This window comes from Paenibacillus shirakamiensis (genome assembly GCF_017874255.1).
GTDB classification, from domain to species: domain Bacteria; phylum Bacillota; class Bacilli; order Paenibacillales; family Paenibacillaceae; genus Fontibacillus; species Fontibacillus shirakamiensis.
Genome location: NZ_JAGGLD010000001.1, coordinates 1121759 through 1141531, shown reverse-complemented (window position 1 = coordinate 1141531; position 19773 = coordinate 1121759). Strand labels below are relative to the sequence as shown.

Annotated in this window: 15 protein-coding genes and 1 pseudogene; 13 read left to right on the top strand and 3 right to left on the bottom strand. The window is 41.5% G+C overall.

The genetic code is table 11. From position 1 onward, the window contains the following. The first annotated feature begins 14 nt into the window (after positions 1-14). From J2Z69_RS05330 to treR, 7 genes are all read left to right on the top strand, one after another. Positions 15-2048 carry a beta-galactosidase gene (locus J2Z69_RS05330; protein WP_209859820.1) on the top strand — a complete coding sequence of 678 codons (2034 nt, stop codon included), beginning with the start codon at positions 15-17 and terminating at the stop codon, positions 2046-2048. A gap of 157 nt (positions 2049-2205) precedes the next feature. Continuing rightward, complete coding sequence (locus J2Z69_RS05325; protein ID WP_209859818.1) at positions 2206-3198, top strand: peptidyl-prolyl cis-trans isomerase; 993 nt, start codon at positions 2206-2208, stop codon at positions 3196-3198. Positions 3199-3230: 32 nt separating this feature from the next. Then, positions 3231-5174 carry a carbohydrate binding domain-containing protein gene (locus J2Z69_RS05320; RefSeq protein ID WP_209859817.1) on the top strand — a complete coding sequence of 648 codons (1944 nt, stop codon included), beginning with the start codon at positions 3231-3233 and terminating at the stop codon, positions 5172-5174. A gap of 12 nt (positions 5175-5186) precedes the next feature. Next, positions 5187-6653, top strand: a complete 1467-nt coding sequence (locus J2Z69_RS05315; RefSeq protein ID WP_209859815.1) for a sulfatase family protein — start codon at positions 5187-5189, stop codon at positions 6651-6653. Between the two features lie 193 nt (positions 6654-6846). Further along, positions 6847-8601 carry an alpha,alpha-phosphotrehalase gene (treC, locus tag J2Z69_RS05310; RefSeq protein ID WP_425354976.1) on the top strand — a complete coding sequence of 585 codons (1755 nt, stop codon included), beginning with the start codon at positions 6847-6849 and terminating at the stop codon, positions 8599-8601. Between the two features lie 33 nt (positions 8602-8634). Further along, positions 8635-10662: a PTS system trehalose-specific EIIBC component gene (gene treP, locus J2Z69_RS05305; protein WP_209859813.1), complete on the top strand. Its 2028-nt coding sequence runs from the start codon at positions 8635-8637 to the stop codon at positions 10660-10662. Between the two features lie 43 nt (positions 10663-10705). After that, positions 10706-11434: a trehalose operon repressor gene (treR, locus tag J2Z69_RS05300; RefSeq protein ID WP_209859811.1), complete on the top strand. Its 729-nt coding sequence runs from the start codon at positions 10706-10708 to the stop codon at positions 11432-11434. Positions 11435-11668: 234 nt separating this feature from the next. Here the strand turns inward: treR and J2Z69_RS05295 are convergent, their stop codons facing one another. Further along, complete coding sequence (locus J2Z69_RS05295) at positions 11669-12814, bottom strand: hypothetical protein (RefSeq protein WP_209859810.1); 1146 nt, start codon at positions 12812-12814, stop codon at positions 11669-11671. 446 nt (positions 12815-13260) lie between these two features. After that, positions 13261-13656, bottom strand: coding sequence for a hypothetical protein (locus tag J2Z69_RS05290; RefSeq protein ID WP_209859808.1), 396 nt, complete (start codon positions 13654-13656; stop codon positions 13261-13263). A gap of 309 nt (positions 13657-13965) precedes the next feature. On the opposite strand from J2Z69_RS05290, the pseudogene J2Z69_RS19455 reads away from it, so the two are divergent. Then, a pseudogene (locus J2Z69_RS19455) lies at positions 13966-14700 on the top strand (CocE/NonD family hydrolase); the annotation flags it as partial. Between the two features lie 363 nt (positions 14701-15063). Here the strand turns inward: J2Z69_RS19455 and J2Z69_RS05280 are convergent. Continuing rightward, the gene (locus J2Z69_RS05280) at positions 15064-16005 is read right to left on the bottom strand and encodes an urea transporter (RefSeq protein ID WP_209859806.1); all 942 of its coding nucleotides are present in this window, start codon (positions 16003-16005) and stop codon (positions 15064-15066) included. Positions 16006-16257: 252 nt separating this feature from the next. On the opposite strand from J2Z69_RS05280, the gene J2Z69_RS05275 reads away from it, so the two are divergent. From J2Z69_RS05275 to J2Z69_RS05255, 5 genes are read left to right on the top strand one after another with little or no spacing between them, the layout of a single operon-like run. Then, a complete protein-coding gene (locus tag J2Z69_RS05275; RefSeq protein WP_209859805.1) occupies positions 16258-16560 on the top strand; it encodes an urease subunit gamma in 303 nt (100 codons plus the stop codon). A 22-nt stretch (positions 16561-16582) separates the two neighbouring features. Then, positions 16583-16906, top strand: coding sequence for an urease subunit beta (locus J2Z69_RS05270; RefSeq protein WP_209859803.1), 324 nt, complete (start codon positions 16583-16585; stop codon positions 16904-16906). Beyond that, complete coding sequence (gene ureC / locus J2Z69_RS05265; protein WP_209859795.1) at positions 16903-18615, top strand: urease subunit alpha; 1713 nt, start codon at positions 16903-16905, stop codon at positions 18613-18615. The genes J2Z69_RS05270 and ureC overlap by 4 nt, the downstream gene beginning before the upstream one ends. 9 nt (positions 18616-18624) lie before the next feature. Continuing rightward, complete coding sequence (ureE, locus tag J2Z69_RS05260; RefSeq protein ID WP_209859793.1) at positions 18625-19080, top strand: urease accessory protein UreE; 456 nt, start codon at positions 18625-18627, stop codon at positions 19078-19080. Further along, the gene (locus J2Z69_RS05255; RefSeq protein ID WP_209859790.1) at positions 19073-19759 is read left to right on the top strand and encodes an urease accessory protein UreF; all 687 of its coding nucleotides are present in this window, start codon (positions 19073-19075) and stop codon (positions 19757-19759) included. Before ureE ends, J2Z69_RS05255 begins: the two co-directional genes overlap by 8 nt. The last annotated feature ends 14 nt before the right edge of the window (positions 19760-19773 follow it).

The following is a 19773-nucleotide window of genomic DNA, read 5'->3' as shown; positions in this document are numbered from 1 at the left end:
GGGAGGAAAGATGCATGCTAAGTGAAGATTTGCCAAAAATTTGGTATGGCGGAGATTACAATCCAGAGCAATGGGACGCAGCCACAATGGAAGAAGATCTGCGCATGTTCAGACTTGCAGGTATAGATGTCGTTACCATTAATGTATTCTCTTGGGCGAAGTCACAGCGAGATGAACATACATTTGACTTTTCTTGGCTGGATTCAATCATGAACCGTCTTGAGCAAGACCATATGCGGGTGTGTCTAGCTACTAGTACAGGGGCTCATCCCGCTTGGATGGCCAAGAAATACCCAGATATTCTTCGCGTGGATTATCAAGGGAGACAACGCAAATTCGGGGGGAGGCACAACTCCTGCCCGAACAGTCCGACGTATCGCACATATTCAGTAATGATGGCAGCTAAGCTTGCTGAGCGTTATAAGGATCATCCAATGCTTGCTGCTTGGCATATTGCTAATGAATATGGTGGCTATTGCTATTGTGATCGATGTGAGGCGGAGTTCAGAGTGTGGCTGGAGCAGCGATACGGCACACTGGAGAAGCTTAACACGGCCTGGAACACTGCATTTTGGGGCCATACTTTCTATGCATGGGATGAGATTGTAGTACCTAACGAACTTAGTGAAGAGTGGGGTGGCAATCAGACGTACTTCCAGGGCATCTCCCTAGATTATCGTCGTTTTCAGTCGGACAGCTTGCTTGCATGTTACCAACTTGAATATGAGCAGTTGAAAAAGGTTACGCCGAATATACCCATTACAACGAATATGATGGGAACCTACCCAGAGCTGGATTATTTTAAGTGGGCCAAGTATATGGATGTTATTTCCTGGGACAACTATCCTACTATGGATATGCCAGTAAGTATGACCTCTATGACCCATGACTTAATGCGGGGTCTGAAAAGCGGGCAACCCTTCATGCTTATGGAGCAGACTCCTAGCCAGCAGAATTGGCAGGCGTATAATGCGCTCAAACGTCCGGGTGTGATGCGATTATGGAGTTATCAAGCTGTGGCTCACGGAGCTGACACTGTGATGTTCTTCCAACTACGGCGTTCCATAGGCGCTTGCGAAAAGTATCATGGTGCGGTAATAGAGCACGTAGGGCATGAACATACTCGCGTTTTTCGGGAAACTGCAGCGCTCGGCAAAGAACTACAGCAAGTAGGAAATGCGTTAATAGATTCTCGTTCCAGAAACCGGGTTGCGATCATGTTCGACTGGGAGAATCGTTGGGCGGTAGAACTATCGAGCGGACCGAGTGTGGCCTTGAACTATGTGGATGAGGTCCACAAATATTATGATGCACTGTATCAGCTTAATATGGGAACAGATATGATCAGCGTGGAAGAGAGTTTGGATGCTTACGATCTAGTCATTGCTCCAGTTATGTACATGTTGAAGCCAGGGTTTGCAAAACGTATAGAGTCATTCGTGGCACGTGGAGGTACATTTGTAACCACATTTTTCAGTGGCATCGTGAATGAACATGATCTGGTTACACTTGGCGGATATCCGGGGGAACTGCGGAACGTACTCGGTATTTGGGCTGAGGAGATCGATGCCCTGTATCCGGGCCAGACGAATTCCATTGTATTCACGCAAGAGCTTGGAAGTCTTCAAGGAAGCTATCCATGCGGCATATTGTGCGATATCATCCACGCGGAACATGCAGAAGTGCTTGCTGAATATGGCGCTGATTTCTACCGCGGAACACCTGCCTTGACCCGTAATTATTTTGGTAAAGGACAAGCGTACTATGTAGCTAGTAGTCCAAATGACGTCTTTCTTCAAGGATTACTTAAGCAATTATGTACGGAACAGGGGATTAAGCCTCTACTGAACACGCCTTCTGGGGTGGAAGTTAGTGAACGAGTAAAGGGAAATACATCTTATTTGTTCGTGTTGAACCATAATCATGACAACATGACTATTCCATGGAATGATGAGCCACGCCACGATATATTGACGGGCCAGACGATAACTAGTGAGCTTAGCATAGCGGGCCGTGGGGTCATGATTCTTGAAGGTACATTGAATTAATTCATAGTTGTTTTTAGCATTGTAAAAGTAATCAATGTAAAAAAGAATCCATATTCTTGTTGCTACAAGAATATGGATTTCTTGAATAAAAGTAATTTTCATATTGTTTCTCTACACTACAAATTGAAAGCGCTTAATATTTATGAGGGAGACTTTTATGACAAGAAAATATCTACTGCTAAGTATATTCGTTATTTTTATCGTCGTATCCACGTTTACATTCGTTGAAGCTTCAAAACAAAAAAGAGCTGTACAACCTATATCAAAGAATGAACATAACGCTCATAACGATACTAGCCACATTGTAGCTTCCGTTAATGGTATCCCTGTTGAGCAAGAGGAATTCAGTCTGATTAAGCAATTGACTGAAAGGATCGTACCCAATTCAGGTGGTACTGCGAATCAGAAGGTTCTAGATCAGCTTGTGAAATTAAAGGTAGCAGAGCAGATTGCCGTTCAATACGGCCTGTTACAAGACAGTTCGTATGCAGCATTTTTAGCTGAATTTAATCAAGAGAATGAGAGAAGAGCAAATGCAATCAAGAACAAGGAACCCATCTATGGTCCCACACAGTATTCTAAATTAGCATTCTATGATTATCGCAACTCTGTCATGATGAATGCGCTCCAATCCACTTGGTCTAAGCAAAATATGAACATTAATGAACAACAACTAGTAGATTATTACAATCAGCAACGCGAGGCGTTAGCGAAAAAGCAAGACACGATACAGATGTATACCATCATCCAGCCTAAATCTATGGGTAAGCAAGCGAAGCAGAATATGTACGACTATCAGCAAAAAGCTAATTCGAGCAAAGCTTTCACTGATCTTTTTCAGCAACTTGAAAGTAAAAAGGGTATCGCTAAAGTGGAGACCATTCAGGAAGACAACTATAAAGAAATCTCAAAGTATCGCAGTGAATTTTACGATCGTGTGAATGAATTACCTGTAGGAAAGATCAGTCAAGTTATTGAAGAACCAGAAAGTTACGCTCTAGTCATGATTACAGCTCGTCAACCAGGAGGATATAAGTCATTGGCTGAGATCCGAGAGGAGGTGATTCAGAGATATACCGATGCATGCTTTGCATCTTTTCTGGAGCAGCAAGTGAAAAAGGCAAATGTACAAAACCAAGCGAATCTCTAAAGTTTATTACACCATGAAGGAGCGAATGATGAATGATTACTACACTGATACGTAGTTTGGGTCTTACTATGTTTTTAATGTTGTCGGGAGCGGCTCTGTCTGCCGTAACGGCTTCAGCAGCCACTTATTATATGGATTCGGTTAGTGGAAATGATGCCAACGCTGGGACAGAAGCGAACACAGCTTGGAAATCTTTAGCCAAAATTAATGCACTGACTGCTCAGCCCGGAGATAAAATATTATTAAAGCGCGGAGGAAGCTGGACAGGAACCCTCTCTCCAAAGGGTAGTGGGACAGCCAGTGCACCGATTGTTATGGACAATTACGGAACAGGAAATTTACCCTTAATTAATGGAAATGGTAATGAAGCCACCGTATATTTATACAATCAACAGTATTGGGATATTAACAATCTCGAAATTACCAACAGCAATGGAACAAGCTCCAGACGTAACGGCATCTATGTGGTGAATGAGGATGCGGGGACACTCAAGCACATCCATCTAGTAGGGAATAACATCCATGATGTTGCTGGCAATAACGTGAAGGACGGTAATGGTAGCTCAGGAATCAAAGTACGGACCATTGCTGGAAAAGTAAAATCGAACTATCAAGACATCCTAATCGATGGTAACACGGTAGGGCCTAGAGTCGATCGGACAGGAATCGATATCAATACGGATTATTGGTGTCGCCCAGATAGCGGTTGTGGCGGAACGAATAACTGGTATCCAAGTTCTAATGTGATGATCTCTAACAATTACGTCACCGATGTAGGTGGGGATGGCATCGTTCCGATGGGTACGCAAGGTGCTGTCGTTCAGTATAATACGGTCAATGGATTTAACATGAGATCAGGTAGCCCGAATGCTGGCATTTGGGCATGGAATGCAGACAATACTGTCATACAATATAACGAATCATTCAATGGCCACAGTACACAGGACGGACAGGGTTTTGATGTGGACTACGGTCAAACGGGTACCCTCGTACAGTATAACTATAGCCATGATAACGACGGTGGTTTTATCCTTATCTGTCAATCGGGCAGTGCAAAAAATGATAGCGGCATTGTGCGATACAACATCAGTCAAAATGATAAAGCAAGGGTATTTCAATTAGCGGGACCAACTACGAACACCCAAGTCTATAACAATACGATCTATCTTCCACAAGGAAGCACAACTAGCCCTATCTATGTGAACAGTTGGGATGGATATACCAAATCTATTTCGTTCATGAATAACATTTGGATGCTTCAAGGCGCAGGGAATTGGCAAGATCTTTCTAAGATAGGGAATTTTACATTTAACTATAATACGATAGCTGGCGTTCATTCTTCAGGAGAACCTGCGGATGCCAACAAATTAACTTCCAATCCATTACTTGCAGATGCAGGCAGCGGTCAAAGTAGAAATGCGGTAGATGGCTACAAATTAGTCTCAGGCTCCTCCTCAATCGGATCAGGTGCCGTTATTGCTAACAATGGTGGCAAAGATTACTACGGAAACGGAGTATCTTCCACTTCAACACCTAATCGTGGAGCTTATAATGGAGCCGGTGTTAGTGGTCCGGCGAATCTGATGATTAATGGAGGCTTTGAACAAGCAACGTTAACCCCTTGGTCCAATTGGAATACAGCATCCGTAGTAAGTGGCAGCTCTAATAGCGGAGGATATGCAGTTCAACTGTCAGGGGGACCTGGATCTGCGGAGCAACTGGTGTATTTGGAGCCTAATTCTACGTACACATTTACAGGTTACGTCAAGACAGCCGATGTCAGCCAGCCTGTACGAATGGGTGTGAAGAATTATGGGGGTGCCGAGCAATATTCCGTAGTTTCCAATTCAAGCTATACCAAGGCGACCATTACTTTTACTACAGGTTCTAGCAATTCCACTGCAGTCGTATACATCTACAAACCTTCAGGGAGTGCAAAAGGCTATGGTGATGATTTTACGATCACTAAAAATTAGGATAAGGATCAGATGACAATGACAAAACAGCCGAATATATTGTTTATATTGGCCGACGATTTGGGTATGTGGGCGCTTGGAGCCGCAGGAAATCATGAAGTTCTAACGCCGAATATGGACAAGCTTGCCGAGGATGGGGTCTGGTGTGACAACTTTTACTGCACATCTCCCGTGTGCTCTCCGGCAAGAGCTTCCATTTTAAGTGGGAAAATTCCGTCTCAACACGGAGTTCATGACTGGATTCGTTCAGGGAATATGAATAAAGAGAAACTTGAGCCAGCATTTAAGGATCATCCGCTTTTCAAGGAAGAACACAAGGCTATCGATTATTTGGAAGGGCAGACTACTTATCCTCAGCTTCTTGCTGAAGCGGGTTATGTATGTGCGCTGAGTGGTAAATGGCACCTTGGGAATAGTCTCAAGCCGCATCAAGGATTCACCCACTGGTACACGATTGCCCGAGGGGGGTGTCATTATATGCAGCCCGATATCGTAGAGAATGGGAATGTAGATTTTAAAGAGGAATATGTAACGAATCTCATTACAGAAAATGCGATACATTGCATAAATGAATTCTCGCAGGGAGATCGACCCTTCTATTTAAGCGTTCATTATACGGCACCTCACTCGCCATGGGACCGATCCGATCATCCCGAGAAATATATTTCGATGTATGACAATTGTCTGTTTCATTCCGTACCTGAACTTCCGATACATCCGAACCAAATTCCAACAGCTCCTTATGGAGAGGGGGAACGTCGGAAAGAACTACTTCGAGGGTACTATGCTTCCATTACAGCAATGGATGACGGAATTGGTCAACTCATGGCCGAGCTTGAAGAGAAGGATATGAGGAAGAATACGCTTATTATTGTTATGAGTGATAACGGAATGAACATGGGGCATCATGGGGTATGGGGCAAAGGCAACGGAACCTTCCCGCTGAACATGTTCGATACTTCCATTAAGGTGCCCGCTATATTTAGCTATCCTGGGGTGATTCCTTCTGGAACGATTTGTGAGGAACTGATTAGCCAATATGATATTTTTCCTACTCTGCTAGAGTATGCGGGCATTCATTATCCGAATGAAGAGCGATTGCCTGGTAAAAGTTTTGCTGGATTACTAAGAGGCGAAGCAGATTGCTTTCGGGATGATGTCGTCATATTCGACGAGTATGGCCCAGTTCGGATGATTCGTACAAAAGAATGGAAATATGTGCATCGTTATCCTTATGGTCCTCATGAATTGTATCATTTGAAGGATGATCCTGATGAAGAGATCAATAAGATCGATGATACAGATTGTGAAGTCATAGTAGATAATCTTCGTAACCGTCTTGGCGAGTGGTTTAGCACTTATGTAGAGCCTAACAAAGATGGCATATACGCTCCAGTTACAGGGTATGGGCAAGTGAACCTAGCTGTTCCGGGCTTACGAGAGGGTAGCAGTTTTGCTTATAAAGTGGACAAGGAATAGAAGAATCCACACCTACCAGCATCTTCGATATAACCGTATTCTCTAGTGCAGAGAGTACGGTTTTTTCTTTTCTCTTCATTTCTTGGGGCAATCTTTTAGAGGGAAATGGTTCCATTTATGCTGGATTAGGGTACTTATACATATATGATTGACAACCTGTATATACAAGACTATGATTTAGGGTAAGAACAACATGTATATACAAGATGACGGAAAGGTTGGGTTCACATTGCAAATGAAGCCGAACGAGAATCAACCTCAAGACTGGTGGAGACAATCTGCCGTATATCAGGTCTACCCGAAGAGCTTCAATGATACAACAGGGCGTGGAACCGGTGATATACGTGGGGTTACCGAGAAGATTGATTATATAAAGGGTCTGGGAATCGACATTGTGTGGCTTCAGCCCGTATATGTGTCTCCGCAGCAGGATAACGGTTACGATGTTGCCGATTATTACAACATTGATCCAGCTTACGGGACGATGGAAGATCTAGATGAACTCATTCGAGAACTGAAAAAAAGAAATATGCATCTTATGCTGGATATTGTAGTCAACCATTCCTCTACGGAACATCGTTGGTTCCAAGAGGCGAAGTCTTCCCGTAATAATCCCTACCGAAATTATTATATTTGGAAAGACCCTGCAGAAGATGGAGGCCCCCCTAACAATTGGCAATCCAAATTCGGAGGCCCTGCTTGGCAGCTAGAAGAAGAAACTCAGCAATATTACTTAACTTTATTTGATAAGACCCAAGCGGATCTCAACTGGGAGAACGAGAAGGTCAGACAAGAGGTTATAGAGTTGCTCAAGTTTTGGACTAAGAAGGGCGTAAGTGGATTTCGGATGGATGTCATTAATTTGATCTCCAAAGATCCTAATTTCCCGAATGACGACGGCTCTGTGGCTCCAGGGGATGGACGGAAGTATTATACCGATGGCCCTCGTGTGCATGAGTATATTAAAGAATTAAATGAAAACGTATTCAGTCAGTATCACATGGTTACAGTGGGAGAAATGTCTTCCACTACGCTTGAAGAATGTATTCGTTATTCGAGTCCTGCCCAGCAGGAGTTTTCAATGACATTCAATTTCCATCATCTGAAGGTCGATTATCCAAACGGGCAGAAATGGGAGCTTAAGCCCTACGATTTCGAAGAACTAAAATCGATACTTTCTACATGGCAAACAGGCATGCAGGAGGGAGGCGGCTGGAATGCATTATTCTGGAATAACCATGATCAACCCAGAGCTTTATCTCGGTTCACAGATGACGAGGAGTATCGCAACGAGAGTGCAAAGCTGCTAGCTACTACACTCCATGGATTGCAAGGCACGCCTTATATCTATCAAGGTGAAGAAATCGGCATGCCAGACCCGAAATGGAATGATATGAGCGAATTCCGAGATATCGAGTCGCTAAATATGTATGAGATTCTTTTGCAAAAAGGAAAAACGCCCGATGAAGCTGCCCACATAGTACATGTTCGCTCCAGAGATAATTCACGCCTTCCTATGCTGTGGAATGACAGCGATCAAGCTGGATTTACTACGGGTACGCCATGGATCAAGATCGATGAAAGATATCCTATCATTAATGCACAATCCCAAGTGGAAGATCCTAACTCGATATATCATCATTACCGGAAATTAATTGAATTACGTAAGAACATCCCGGTGTTTATTAATGGAAAATACACGCGACTTGATGGAGGCCATCCAGAGGTCTATGCCTATGCAAGAAGCAATGGTCAGCAGTCCCTTGTCGTCATCTCGAATTTCAGCAAAAATAAGGTGGAATTCACACTTCCAGAAGAGTGGATTCAGGATCTTATGAGGAATGCGTCAGCAGAACTCCTGTTAGCAAATACGGAGGAAGTACCGGAATTATCTCCTCTCATTGCAATGCAACCATACGGTTCTTATATGTGGTTAATCCAATCTTAATTTCATAATACGAATAAATAGGAGTGTATGGCTATGGCGAAAATAGATCGCAAAGACGTAGAGCGGATCATTGAAGCTGTCGGAGGCAAAGACAATATCGAAGCTGCTACGCATTGTGTAACACGGTTAAGGTTCGCCCTTGCGGATGAAGGCAAAGTGGATGCCGAAGCGCTGGATAACAATAACCTCGTGAAAGGGCAGTTCTCTTCGCAAGGTCAATTCCAAGTCGTTATCGGACCAGGCATTGTCGATCAAGTATATGACGAAATGATTGCCATTACCGGGGGAGACCGAGCTTCTAAGGATGATGTAAAAACGCTTGCAAGTAAAAAGCAAAATCCGCTTCAACGGGCGATCAAGACACTCGCTGATATATTCATTCCGATTCTGCCAGCTATTGTTATGGCGGGTCTCTTGCTTGGGATCAACAACATTTTAACGGGCCCGGGCATTTTCTATGATGGACAATCACTTATTGATGTACACAAACAGTGGGCAGATGTGGCTTCGATCATCAACTTGATTGCCAGTACAGCCTTTACTTTCCTACCGGTCTTAATCGGTTGGTCTGCGGCTAAGAAGTTCGGGGGTAACCCGTTACTCGGGATTGTTCTAGGTCTGATTCTCGTGAATCCGAGTCTGCTTAGTGCTTATCAATACGCAGATGCAAAGCTAGCTGGTACCGTTCCTGTATGGAATTTATTCGGATTTAGTGTCGAGAAAATTGGTTACCAAGGTCAAGTCTTACCCGTACTTGTGTCAGCATTTATTTTAGCTAAGATCGAGAAATTCCTCGACAAACGGGTACATGACTCTATTAAATTACTTGTCGTGGCGCCTGTTGCCTTGCTGGTTACGGGTTTCCTAGCATTTACCGTGGTCGGCCCTATTACTTTCGCTATTGGTAATTTGCTTACAACCGGCCTAGTTAGCATCTTTAACTCTTATTCAGCAATTGGTGGTCTAATCTATGGCGGATTATATGCTTTACTGGTCATAACTGGTATGCATCACACGTTCCTTGCTGTGGATATTCAATTAATCGGAAGCAAGGGGGGGACATTCCTGTGGCCGATGTTAGCTTTATCTAATATTGCTCAAGGCGCAGCAGCCCTAGCGATGATGTTTATTTTAAAAGAGCAAAAAGCAAAAGGTTTAGCCGCAACTTCTTCCATCTCCGCTTTCTTAGGTGTAACGGAGCCAGCTATTTTCGGTGTGAATATACGCCACAAGTATCCTTTTATTTTTGCTATGGTAGGTTCCGGAATAGCAGGAGTCTTGCTAGCAGTAAATAACGTGCTGGCTTCTTCCATCGGAGTAGGGGGTATTCCTGGATTTTTGTCCATCTTCCCGAACCAATGGGGAATTTTCTTCATAGGTATGGCTATTGTACTAGTGATTCCTTTTACCGCAACGCTGTTGTATGGTAGGCTCCAGTTGTCTAGACATGGTACAAAGGTCGAAGGTAGTAAGAATTCAGTAGTGAGTGACAAGGTACAATCCACTCCAACCGCAAAAAGTCTAGATACAGTCGATACACAATCTGAAAAAACTCTGCATTCGGATCATTCTTCCGTAACTATTGTGGCTCCGATCCATGGACAAATCGTACCTTTATCTGAAGTACCTGATCCTGCTTTCTCGGAAAAACAGATGGGGCAAGGGATTGCAATTCTTCCTTCTGAAGGAAAAGTATATGCGCCATTTGACGGTACGGTAGAGCACCTCATTAAGAAGAGCAAACATGCGCTTATCCTTGCGGGTACGAATGGAATTCAGATTTTAATCCATGTAGGAGTGAACACGGTATCTCTGAAAGGAGAAGGCTTTACCGCTCACGTAGAGAGTGGGTCAAAGATTACCAAAGGTCAGCTGTTGCTTGAATTCGATAAAGAACGTATTGAACAAGCAGGACTGTCCGTAATTACACCGATTCTTATTCCAGATGGTCAAGAAGCTATTGTGGATGTTAAAGAGTATGCTGGGGAAGCGATTCAGGGCACAAGTCCAATACTAGAGGTCACCCTAGATCATTCTAAGGTCCTTACCCCAACCTCTTAAATTAATGGTATAAAACATGGTACACTATTGATGGTGATAAGCGATGACAAACAATATATTTTTGACACTTTACAAAGACTACAAGGAACAAATTGACACGGGAACTCTTAAGCCAGGGAGCAAACTCCCGTCGGAGAATGAGCTTGCGGACACCTATCAGACTACCAGAGAAACGGTACGCAAGGGACTGAATCTGCTCGCACAAAATGGTTATATCAACAAGGTAAGAGGCAAAGGATCATTTGTGCTAGACAAAGGTAGAATGAAGTTCCCTATATCTGGCTTGGTTAGCTATAAAGAGCTTGCTGCACAGTTAGGCAAACACAATCGTACTCTCGTGTATGTAACGGAGTGTATATCGGCAGGGAGCGATATCGCTAAGGAATTGCAGATTACCCCGGATCACTTGGTGTGGAAGATTGTTCGTGCTCGGGAAATTGAAGGGGAACGGATTATACTAGATATCGATTATTTGCTTGCGGATGTCGTGGTGGACATGACCCTAGCTATTGCAGCAGATTCTATTTATCAATATCTAGAAGAGCATCTTCATCTGAACATTAGTTATGCGGAGAAAGTCATATGCGTGGAGAGGACTACAGAGATCGATCGTCAGTATATGGATCTTGGGGAGGATACTCATGTGGTTGTGGTTCGTGGATATGTTCATTTGGATGATACGACTCTCTTTCAATACACCGAGTCGAGACATCGGTTAGACAAATTCCAGTTTGTAGATTTTGCAAGAAGGATAACCATGCCGGAAACCTAATTATAGTTAAGAAGACTTTAAGACCGTTTTCCAGAGAAAACGGTCTTTTTGTGGGCTCTATAGATTCTTTTTTTAATTTATCTTTTATGTTGAGAAGCTCGATATGTGTACTAAAAACACTTAAACTAAACCTTATAAACAACTCAATAATTATTGAATTGAAATTTCAGTGTTTAATGATATAAAAAATGCTAGATAAGAATCATCTAGCATTTTTTATATGATACTAATATTCTAGTTAATTAGAATACTTTCGACATTTCCTGATTTTACATAATCTATTTTACCGCCGTGATCCCAAGTATCTGTATCTAAATCTGCAATTTCACTAGGATATTTAACTGCATTTCCATTATTGTATAAAAATCTCATATTACTCCATACGGCTGCAGTTTGAAAAGGAACTCTAAACTTTTGTAAATTATTCGTTACACCATTCATTGCAATAGTAGTTAGACGCTTAACTGATTTTCCTGTTGATGTTGTTCCTGGAAAGTTAACCTGATAGATTTGTGAACCAATGATATATCTTACACTTAACGTAGCTTCATCGTATTTATAGTAAACTTTATAATTACTGATAGTAGCCCCATTATCATAACGATGTTTACTATCATAATATACTTCTTTAGTATTATCTTGCCCGTTAGTGTCTCCACTTCCTACTTGATGAGCTGCTCTAGCATGAAATATTGGATACCAGCCTGGTGTCATACCGAATGTAAGTTGTCTAGTAGCTACAAGACCTACTTCGGCAATACTAGGATCAATGCCTGTATACAAATAAGCGGCTTCAGTTTTTTTGCCATCAGTTGTATCGAGAGCTGCCGTAACATCATAAGTAGGCAGGGTGATCGAATCGGCAACTACACCCGTATATGAATTTGCTAAACTTTTGCTTGCTGGAGTCTGAATTCGATGAAAAGCTCCAGTACTTGCTCCTGAGGGCACAGTAGTTGGATTCGTGATTGTGCTGAGTGGAGATATATTTAATCCATTAACTTTAGGTTTTTGCAAATCTGATTTAATTGGTTCTGAAATGTTATCGTGAACAAAACGCTTTACCACCTTGCCATCTTTAGAGCTATCTGCATCAACAAGTACTCCGCTGGTATTAAATGTGAGCTCAACTATCTCCGCATTTTCAAGTGTTTCAATTCGATTTTCAAGATCTACACTCTTCATACCCAGAGTCTTGGTATTACCCTGAGAAAATGCGATCTCATCTTGAATAATTGCGTTCCGGTATTTCTCAAACTTGTCTGTTGTAGGTATGGATGTGGATTCTGCAAAAACAGGATTTAGTGCACTTGATAGGAGAGTTGCTGTGGCTGCGATGACAACTGGGAATTTTAGTAGATTGAATTTCAATGATTTCACACTCCGTTTTCAGGATATTAGAGGATCGGCCGATTCTCTTAGGTTATATATTACATATATTTCCCTTTTTTGTCTATAAATATAAGTTAATTACCTTATATTTACTCAAAAACGACTATATTCGACTCTATTAACTGCTGATGTGAAGTTTCATAATGATAACTAGGATTAAGAATACTTAATTCATTGTTTAAACAAAGGCTAAAGTGAATTGCGATTAGAAAGAAATTATAACTTTATGTCTGATCGATTAATCTAGATAAATTCAATTTAAGACATGATTTATAGATTTGCGTATAAATGACTAAATAATGATTCGAGACCAGAAGAATAAAGGACTGTCTCCGGATGAATACCGATTACAGTCCTCTATCGAAGAATATAGTTATTATTTAGTCAGAAATTAATTCTCTAGTAAGATAGTTCCATTAAAAAAGTAATAGTTATTAATAATTAACGGTAAAGGTTCCTGAGAAACTCGAGGTAACATAAATTTTGTGATATCCATATAGTTGTGTTCTTAAAGAACCTGAGCCTTTTATTGTATTTAAATAGTTATAAGAACCACCTGGTGTGATAGCATAAACTACAAAATCGCCACCACTAGGAGCAGTAACATTAACCGTGACAACCCCATTAAAATAGATATCCGTTGTAGGATCTCCGACTGTTCCATAAATTAATCCTCGTGGCGATACCTTCGTATTTGAAGACTGAACTTCCTGAGCTGTGGAGTGATTAGTGCTAGTAATGGCCTCATCAGCGAAAGCGGCTTGCATTGGGGATAAGAGCATAGCAATAGTACAAAATCCAGAAACTGCTAATTTTTGATAACTTTTCACTATTAAACATCTCCCTATTTTTTTTTTTACTAACAATAAATATAATACATTATTTAACTTGTAAAATAAAGTAATTAATTGTAAATTAATTGTAATTTATATTTGTTTATGTATTTTAAATCATAGTTTGTAACAATAAAATCAGAGATAAAGATGGGAAAGAGCACCATTTTAAAAAATATTAGAATTCTCATTGGTATAGAAATATATCACTAGTAAAAGATTAGAGTAATAAGTGCAATCTCAATTTCCCATTATTATTTTATCTAAGACGTTATCATGTCAATGATAAGTGGACTAACATTCTAAGTGAACGTTTTTCGCCTTGACAAGCCGGGAAGTTCCCAGTGGTAATGTCAGCTGACACTTATTGAGAAAGATAATAAATCTTGGTTTGCCTCAATTGGTCTTGAATGGCCTACCTTAGGTGCTATTCCGAAATCGGATTTTAACCGCTCAAGAATCTCCGAACCCTGGTTTCTGGGTTCCAAATGACTATGTGGAGATCAAAGTTGCCTTGCGAGGAAGTGCAAAATCAGAAAGAGGTTTTCGTCCATGGTTTCTACCTGAAGCCGAATACTATTATGAAGTCATTGAATGGGGTGGTGTATAGGAATGGAGCAATGGCAATGTGAGAACAAACGGTGTGTCCTATTTAACAGTTACCCTGTGGTGGGTGTCATCTTTAAATCCTCCTCATCTGAAGGCGATGATTTCTTGAGAAAGGCTCAATGATGTGTACCGAGAATGTGCATTTCACAGTGGAATCCCAGATAAGGGTTTCTTCCAACTTCTGGGTTGAAATTCTTTTGCAAGATGGCGGGAAAATAAAGATCATAAAAACCTGAGAGAAGGGCAAAAAGAACCTCCATTGTTTGATGAATACTGGAATAACAGACAAGTGAAGCTCTCCAATATTTATGTGCACATATTGGTTTGCTAGCTGGTCCACCCAATATATGCATAATTGCGGAGGATTTGGAAGGTTTCAAACAAGCTTCAACCGAAGAGAAGTGGCTGTATGTCCATGGTCGCAAGGAGTGGTAAAATTATTACGCGCGAGAGTCGCTGGAACTTCAGAAAAAGTTTTGGCCAATTTCTCGTAACTAAATGGAAAAGAAATGGCTTTGCAGAACGAACCGTCTATGGATGAGACCAAATTAATATACATAGGCGAGGAGTACGATTCATTCCTGATAGTTCCAGTAATTATCCCCAAAAAAGATTAGTGGAATTTCTAGATTCATTATATAGCTTAACAAAGAAAAAGCTTGAGAAATCAGGCTTTTCTTTGTTATATAGAAACATTTGTTAAGAGATACTAGATTAGTTTTTTTTATATCTAGACACATGTATAAGACTATAGATTTAGGATTAAGACTTAGTCTAGGGTCTGACAATGATGTGTCATAGCTTCGGAATGACCTTCCTTGCGGCAAGGAAAAGCCATGTACATAGAACAAATGGCATCGTTAGAGTGGGGAGCCCAAAGGGAAGAAGCCAAGTATCTATACTGGCCGTAATAGGTATTGTTAAGACAGCAGCAATGATACCCGTCAGAGGAGCTAAGCGGCTCTTCGTATCAAAAACAGCCGCAACTGCAATGATGGTCAACACAGCATTATATCCGTAAAGTCCTAAATTAAGCAGTGTAACTTCTGCTCCTAGACTATAGGCTGTTATCCAAGCAAGGGCTGTTCCTATGATTGCATATAGACCCAGCTTCCACCCAGCCCAAAACACCCCGATTAAAATCAAAATACCAGACCAGATAGTGTCCTGAAAGTAGACTTGCCCCACGCCGTTAATGAGCCCATGCATCAAATTCAATGTACCTTCAGGATGTAACTGCCAATGGGAAAGATCTTGGGGAACCAGAGATGGGGTTAATTGAAACCTGCCCAAGCGGTAAGACGCAAGCAGTAGAAACCAAGTAAGAACAATGTAAGGAAAGGTAAGCACGGGGACTTTCGAATTTCGCATTACATGCATCATAGCAGCGGTGAAAAAAACTGCTACAGCTGATCCCGCTAAAGCGATAACCCAGCGTAAATCCCCTTCCAAATTCAAAAATAGCGCAATTCCCGTTAATACCGAGTTATATCCGAGTAGTCCTTGGTTAACAATAGTTCTATCCGTGCCTCCGAATCTCCCAATCACACTAGCTAACAACGCAGATAGCAAGACAATAATACCGAGTGAAGTAGAGGAGATCATTATAGCAATTAAAATAATAAGCCCCGAAATTGCATTGTCAATTAATATGACTTGGGAGATACCTTTGAGTGAGGCTGAAATAATAGAAAAAAACGTTCCATTACGAAATGAATCCCGATTTTTCGCTTGCATAATGATCTCCTTATTTTGGTATGGTTGTTTGTTTACTCAAGTTCATTAACGACGAAGAAATTTGACTTGTATACTCTGTTTATTATATATATAAAAATGAGTTTACGCCTAAAATTATATATGTAAATCATGATATATTAAAAATTTTAGGCTATCAAATTTATTTTAATGTATTTCTTATGATGTGGCTTAAAACAGCGGAATTAAACAGAAATTGAAAACCAATTTTTTGAAATCTAAGGAGGCTAAACGGTGCAGTTATTACCGCGTGAGGTTGACAAACTATTGATTGTAGTTGCCGCTGATCTTGCTAACCGAAGAAAAGCAAGAGGACTTAAGCTGAATCACCCTGAAGCCATTGCTTATATAACCTATCAAGTATTAGAAGGTGCTAGGGATGGAAAAACCGTAGCAGAATTAATGGAATACGGAGCAACCATTTTGTCTCGTGAAGATGTGATGGAAGGGATTCCAGAGATGATTGACGATATACAGGTCGAAGCGACTTTTCCGGATGGAACAAAACTGGTCACCGTGCATAGTCCAATTAGATAAATAGTAGAGGAGGAATATTTGAATGATACCTGGTCAAATTTTTTTGAAGAAAGAAGATATCGTTTGCAATGCTGGGAAAATGGCCTCAAAAACTACAGTCAAAAATACAGGAGATCGTCCAGTTCAAGTAGGCTCTCACTTTCATTTTTACGAAGTGAATGAAGCTCTCCAATTCAATCGTGAAGACGGATTCGGGAAGCATTTAAATATTCCTGCTGGGGCTGCAGTTCGTTTTGAACCTGGTGATGAAAAAGAAGTTGAATTGATTTGTTATGGTGGAGAACGCCGAGTTTATGGATTTAATAACAAAACAGATGGATCCGTAGAAAGTGGGTGCTCCCAATGAGTTTTAAGATGCCACGAACTCAGTATTCTCAAATGTATGGACCTACAACAGGGGACTCTATTCGGCTTGCTGATACTGAATTAATTATCCAAATCGAAAAAGATTATACAACATATGGTGACGAAGTTGTATTTGGCGGCGGGAAAGTAATTCGTGACGGGATGGGGCAACACCCTTTGATTACTCGTGCAGATGGCGTCCCGGATGTGGTTATCACGAATGCAATTATTTTGGATTACACAGGTATTTATAAAGCGGATATTGGGATTAGAGATGGTCAGATTGCCGGAATCGGTAAGGCTGGTAACCCTTTAGTTATGGATAATGTGGACATCGTCATTGGAGCTTCTACAGAGATTATTGCAGGTGAAGGTAGGATTGTCACTGCCGGCGGAATCGACAGCCATGTTCATTTTATCAACCCTGGGCAGATAGAAACGGCTCTTTCCTCTGGTCTTACTACGCTTATTGGTGGCGGTACTGGACCCGCTGCGGGATCTAAAGCAACTACTGTCTCTCCTGGAGAATGGAATATCCATCGCATGCTGGAAGCAGCGGAAGGTATGCCCATGAACATAGGTTTTACAGGAAAAGGACAAGCAGCAGCGGAAGAGCCATTGGCGGAACAAGTGCGGGCAGGGGCCATTGGGCTGAAAGTCCACGAGGACTGGGGTGCTACAGCATCAGCACTTGACCATGCCTTACGGGTAGCAGATAAGTATGATGTACAAGTGGCGGTTCATGCGGATACTTTGAATGAAGGCGGGTTCATGGAGAACACGATGGCTGCTATTAAGGATCGCGTTATTCATATGTACCATACAGAAGGTGCGGGCGGGGGACATGCTCCAGATTTAATTAGATCAGCCAGTTATATGAATGTTCTTCCTTCCTCTACCAATCCCACGTTGCCTTATACGGTGAACACAATAGATGAACATTTGGATATGTTGATGGTGTGTCACCATCTAAATCCTTCTATTCCTGAAGATCTTGCTTTTGCAGACTCACGAATTCGGCGCGAAACGATTGCGGCAGAGGATGTACTTCAAGACATGGGTGTATTCAGTATGGTTAGTTCGGATGCACAGGCTATGGGACGAATTGGTGAGGTTATTTTACGAACATGGCAAACGGCTGACAAAATGAAAAAACAACGAGGTACGATGGAAGGTGATCATGAATTTTCTGATAATCATCGTGCAAAACGCTATGTGGCTAAATATACAATTAATCCAGCGATTACGCATGGAATCTCAGAATATGTAGGTTCCATTGAAATTGGAAAAATGGCTGACCTTGTCCTTTGGCAGCCTGCCTTCTTCGGAGTAAAGCCTGAAATGATTATTAAGAATGGCATGGTCGTTCAAGGCATCATGGGTGATGCCAATGCTTCTATACCAACACCACAGCCTGTCATCTATCGTCCGATGTATGCACAATATGGAAAAGCACTTTACAAAACCTCTGCAACTTTTATTTCTCAGGTCGCCTTCGATAACAAAGTTCATGAACAGTTAGGCTTAGAGAAAATCATTCTTCCCGTTCGTGGTATACGCAAATTAACTAAAAAAGACATGAAGCTTAATGCTGAAACTCCAGAAATTACGGTGGATCCGCAAACTTACGAGGTTAGAGTGAATGGACAATTAATAACTTGTGATCCTGTCGATGTAGTACCGATGGGTCAACGATACTTCCTATTTTGAGGTGAAACCATGATTATTGAGAAAATTGTAACCCATATTGACAGCTTGCATAAAGATGAAGTCGAAAAACGTCATATGGAAAAAGTGTATCTAGACAGTGCTGATTTAGTAAAGCGAATTCAGAGAGTCAAAACAGATCATGGCAAAGAAATCGGTATTCGTCTGAAAGATCAGCGTGATCTTGTGGCCGGAGATATTCTATTCATCGATGATACAAATATCATTATGATTGATGTTTTGTCTGATGACTTACTCGTAATTAGTCCGCGCAGTCTGAAAGAAATGGGGACCATCGCTCATCAATTGGGGAATCGCCATTTGCCTGCCCAATTTGAAAATGAGGAGATGCTGGTTCAGTACGACTACTTAGTGGAAGATTTACTGAAACAACTGAATATCCCTTTTGCACGGGAAGAGAGGAAAGTAAAGCAGGCATTTCGTCACATTGGCCACAGCCATGAATAATAATACGCTTTCCTTATTTCAGCTGTGTGATACGAACTTTCCAACGGGGGCTTTTAGTCACTCTTATGGACTTGAAAGTTATATTCAAGAAGATCAAGTGCATGATCAAGTGACACTTTCCAAGTGGCTTCATGTGTATGTTCATGAGCAGCTTGTCCATTCCGATGGACTTGCTTCTCGAATAATATTTGATGCCTTAGAGGAAGGCGATTTAGATAAGATATGGAAGCTGGATCGGATGCTAACTGTACAAAATTTGCCCCGGGAAACGAGAGAAGGCACACAAAAAATGGGCGATCGGATGTTAAATCTAGTTAGTTCATTATACGATGTACCTATACTCTCTCAATATAGGGAACGGATTAAACAGAAGCAGAGCTTTGGACATCCTGCGATTGTCTTTACTATAATTGGGCACCATCTCGGAGTTGCTAGGTCAACAACGATTCTATATTACTTATATTCTGTTATCTCGAGCCTCGCGCAAAATGCCGTCCGCGCTATTCCTTTAGGTCAGACAGCAGGTCAACTTGTCATTCAACAATTTCAGGGTGTATTAACGGAAGCAACGGACAAAATTCTGAGTCTGGATGAAGAGGATTTCGGAATTATTTCACCAGGGCTGGAAATGTCCCAGATGAGACATGAACGTGTACACATTCGGATTTTCATGTCCTAAATAACAAAGAAAGA

What these genes read in the sequence shown, in the direction of transcription:
- J2Z69_RS05330 (WP_209859820.1), top strand. Translation starts at nt 15, where the DNA reads ATGCTAAGTGAAGATTTGCCAAAAATTTGGTATGGCGGAGATTACAAT.
- J2Z69_RS05325 (WP_209859818.1), top strand. Translation starts at nt 2,206, where the DNA reads ATGACAAGAAAATATCTACTGCTAAGTATATTCGTTATTTTTATCGTC.
- J2Z69_RS05320 (WP_209859817.1), top strand. Translation starts at nt 3,231, where the DNA reads ATGATTACTACACTGATACGTAGTTTGGGTCTTACTATGTTTTTAATG.
- J2Z69_RS05315 (WP_209859815.1), top strand. Translation starts at nt 5,187, where the DNA reads ATGACAATGACAAAACAGCCGAATATATTGTTTATATTGGCCGACGAT.
- treC (WP_425354976.1), top strand. Translation starts at nt 6,847, where the DNA reads ATGTATATACAAGATGACGGAAAGGTTGGGTTCACATTGCAAATGAAG.
- treP (WP_209859813.1), top strand. Translation starts at nt 8,635, where the DNA reads ATGGCGAAAATAGATCGCAAAGACGTAGAGCGGATCATTGAAGCTGTC.
- treR (WP_209859811.1), top strand. Translation starts at nt 10,706, where the DNA reads ATGACAAACAATATATTTTTGACACTTTACAAAGACTACAAGGAACAA.
- J2Z69_RS05280 (WP_209859806.1), bottom strand. Translation starts at nt 16,005, where the DNA reads ATGCAAGCGAAAAATCGGGATTCATTTCGTAATGGAACGTTTTTTTCT.
- J2Z69_RS05270 (WP_209859803.1), top strand. Translation starts at nt 16,583, where the DNA reads ATGATACCTGGTCAAATTTTTTTGAAGAAAGAAGATATCGTTTGCAAT.
- ureC (WP_209859795.1), top strand. Translation starts at nt 16,903, where the DNA reads ATGAGTTTTAAGATGCCACGAACTCAGTATTCTCAAATGTATGGACCT.
- ureE (WP_209859793.1), top strand. Translation starts at nt 18,625, where the DNA reads ATGATTATTGAGAAAATTGTAACCCATATTGACAGCTTGCATAAAGAT.
- J2Z69_RS05255 (WP_209859790.1), top strand. Translation starts at nt 19,073, where the DNA reads ATGAATAATAATACGCTTTCCTTATTTCAGCTGTGTGATACGAACTTT.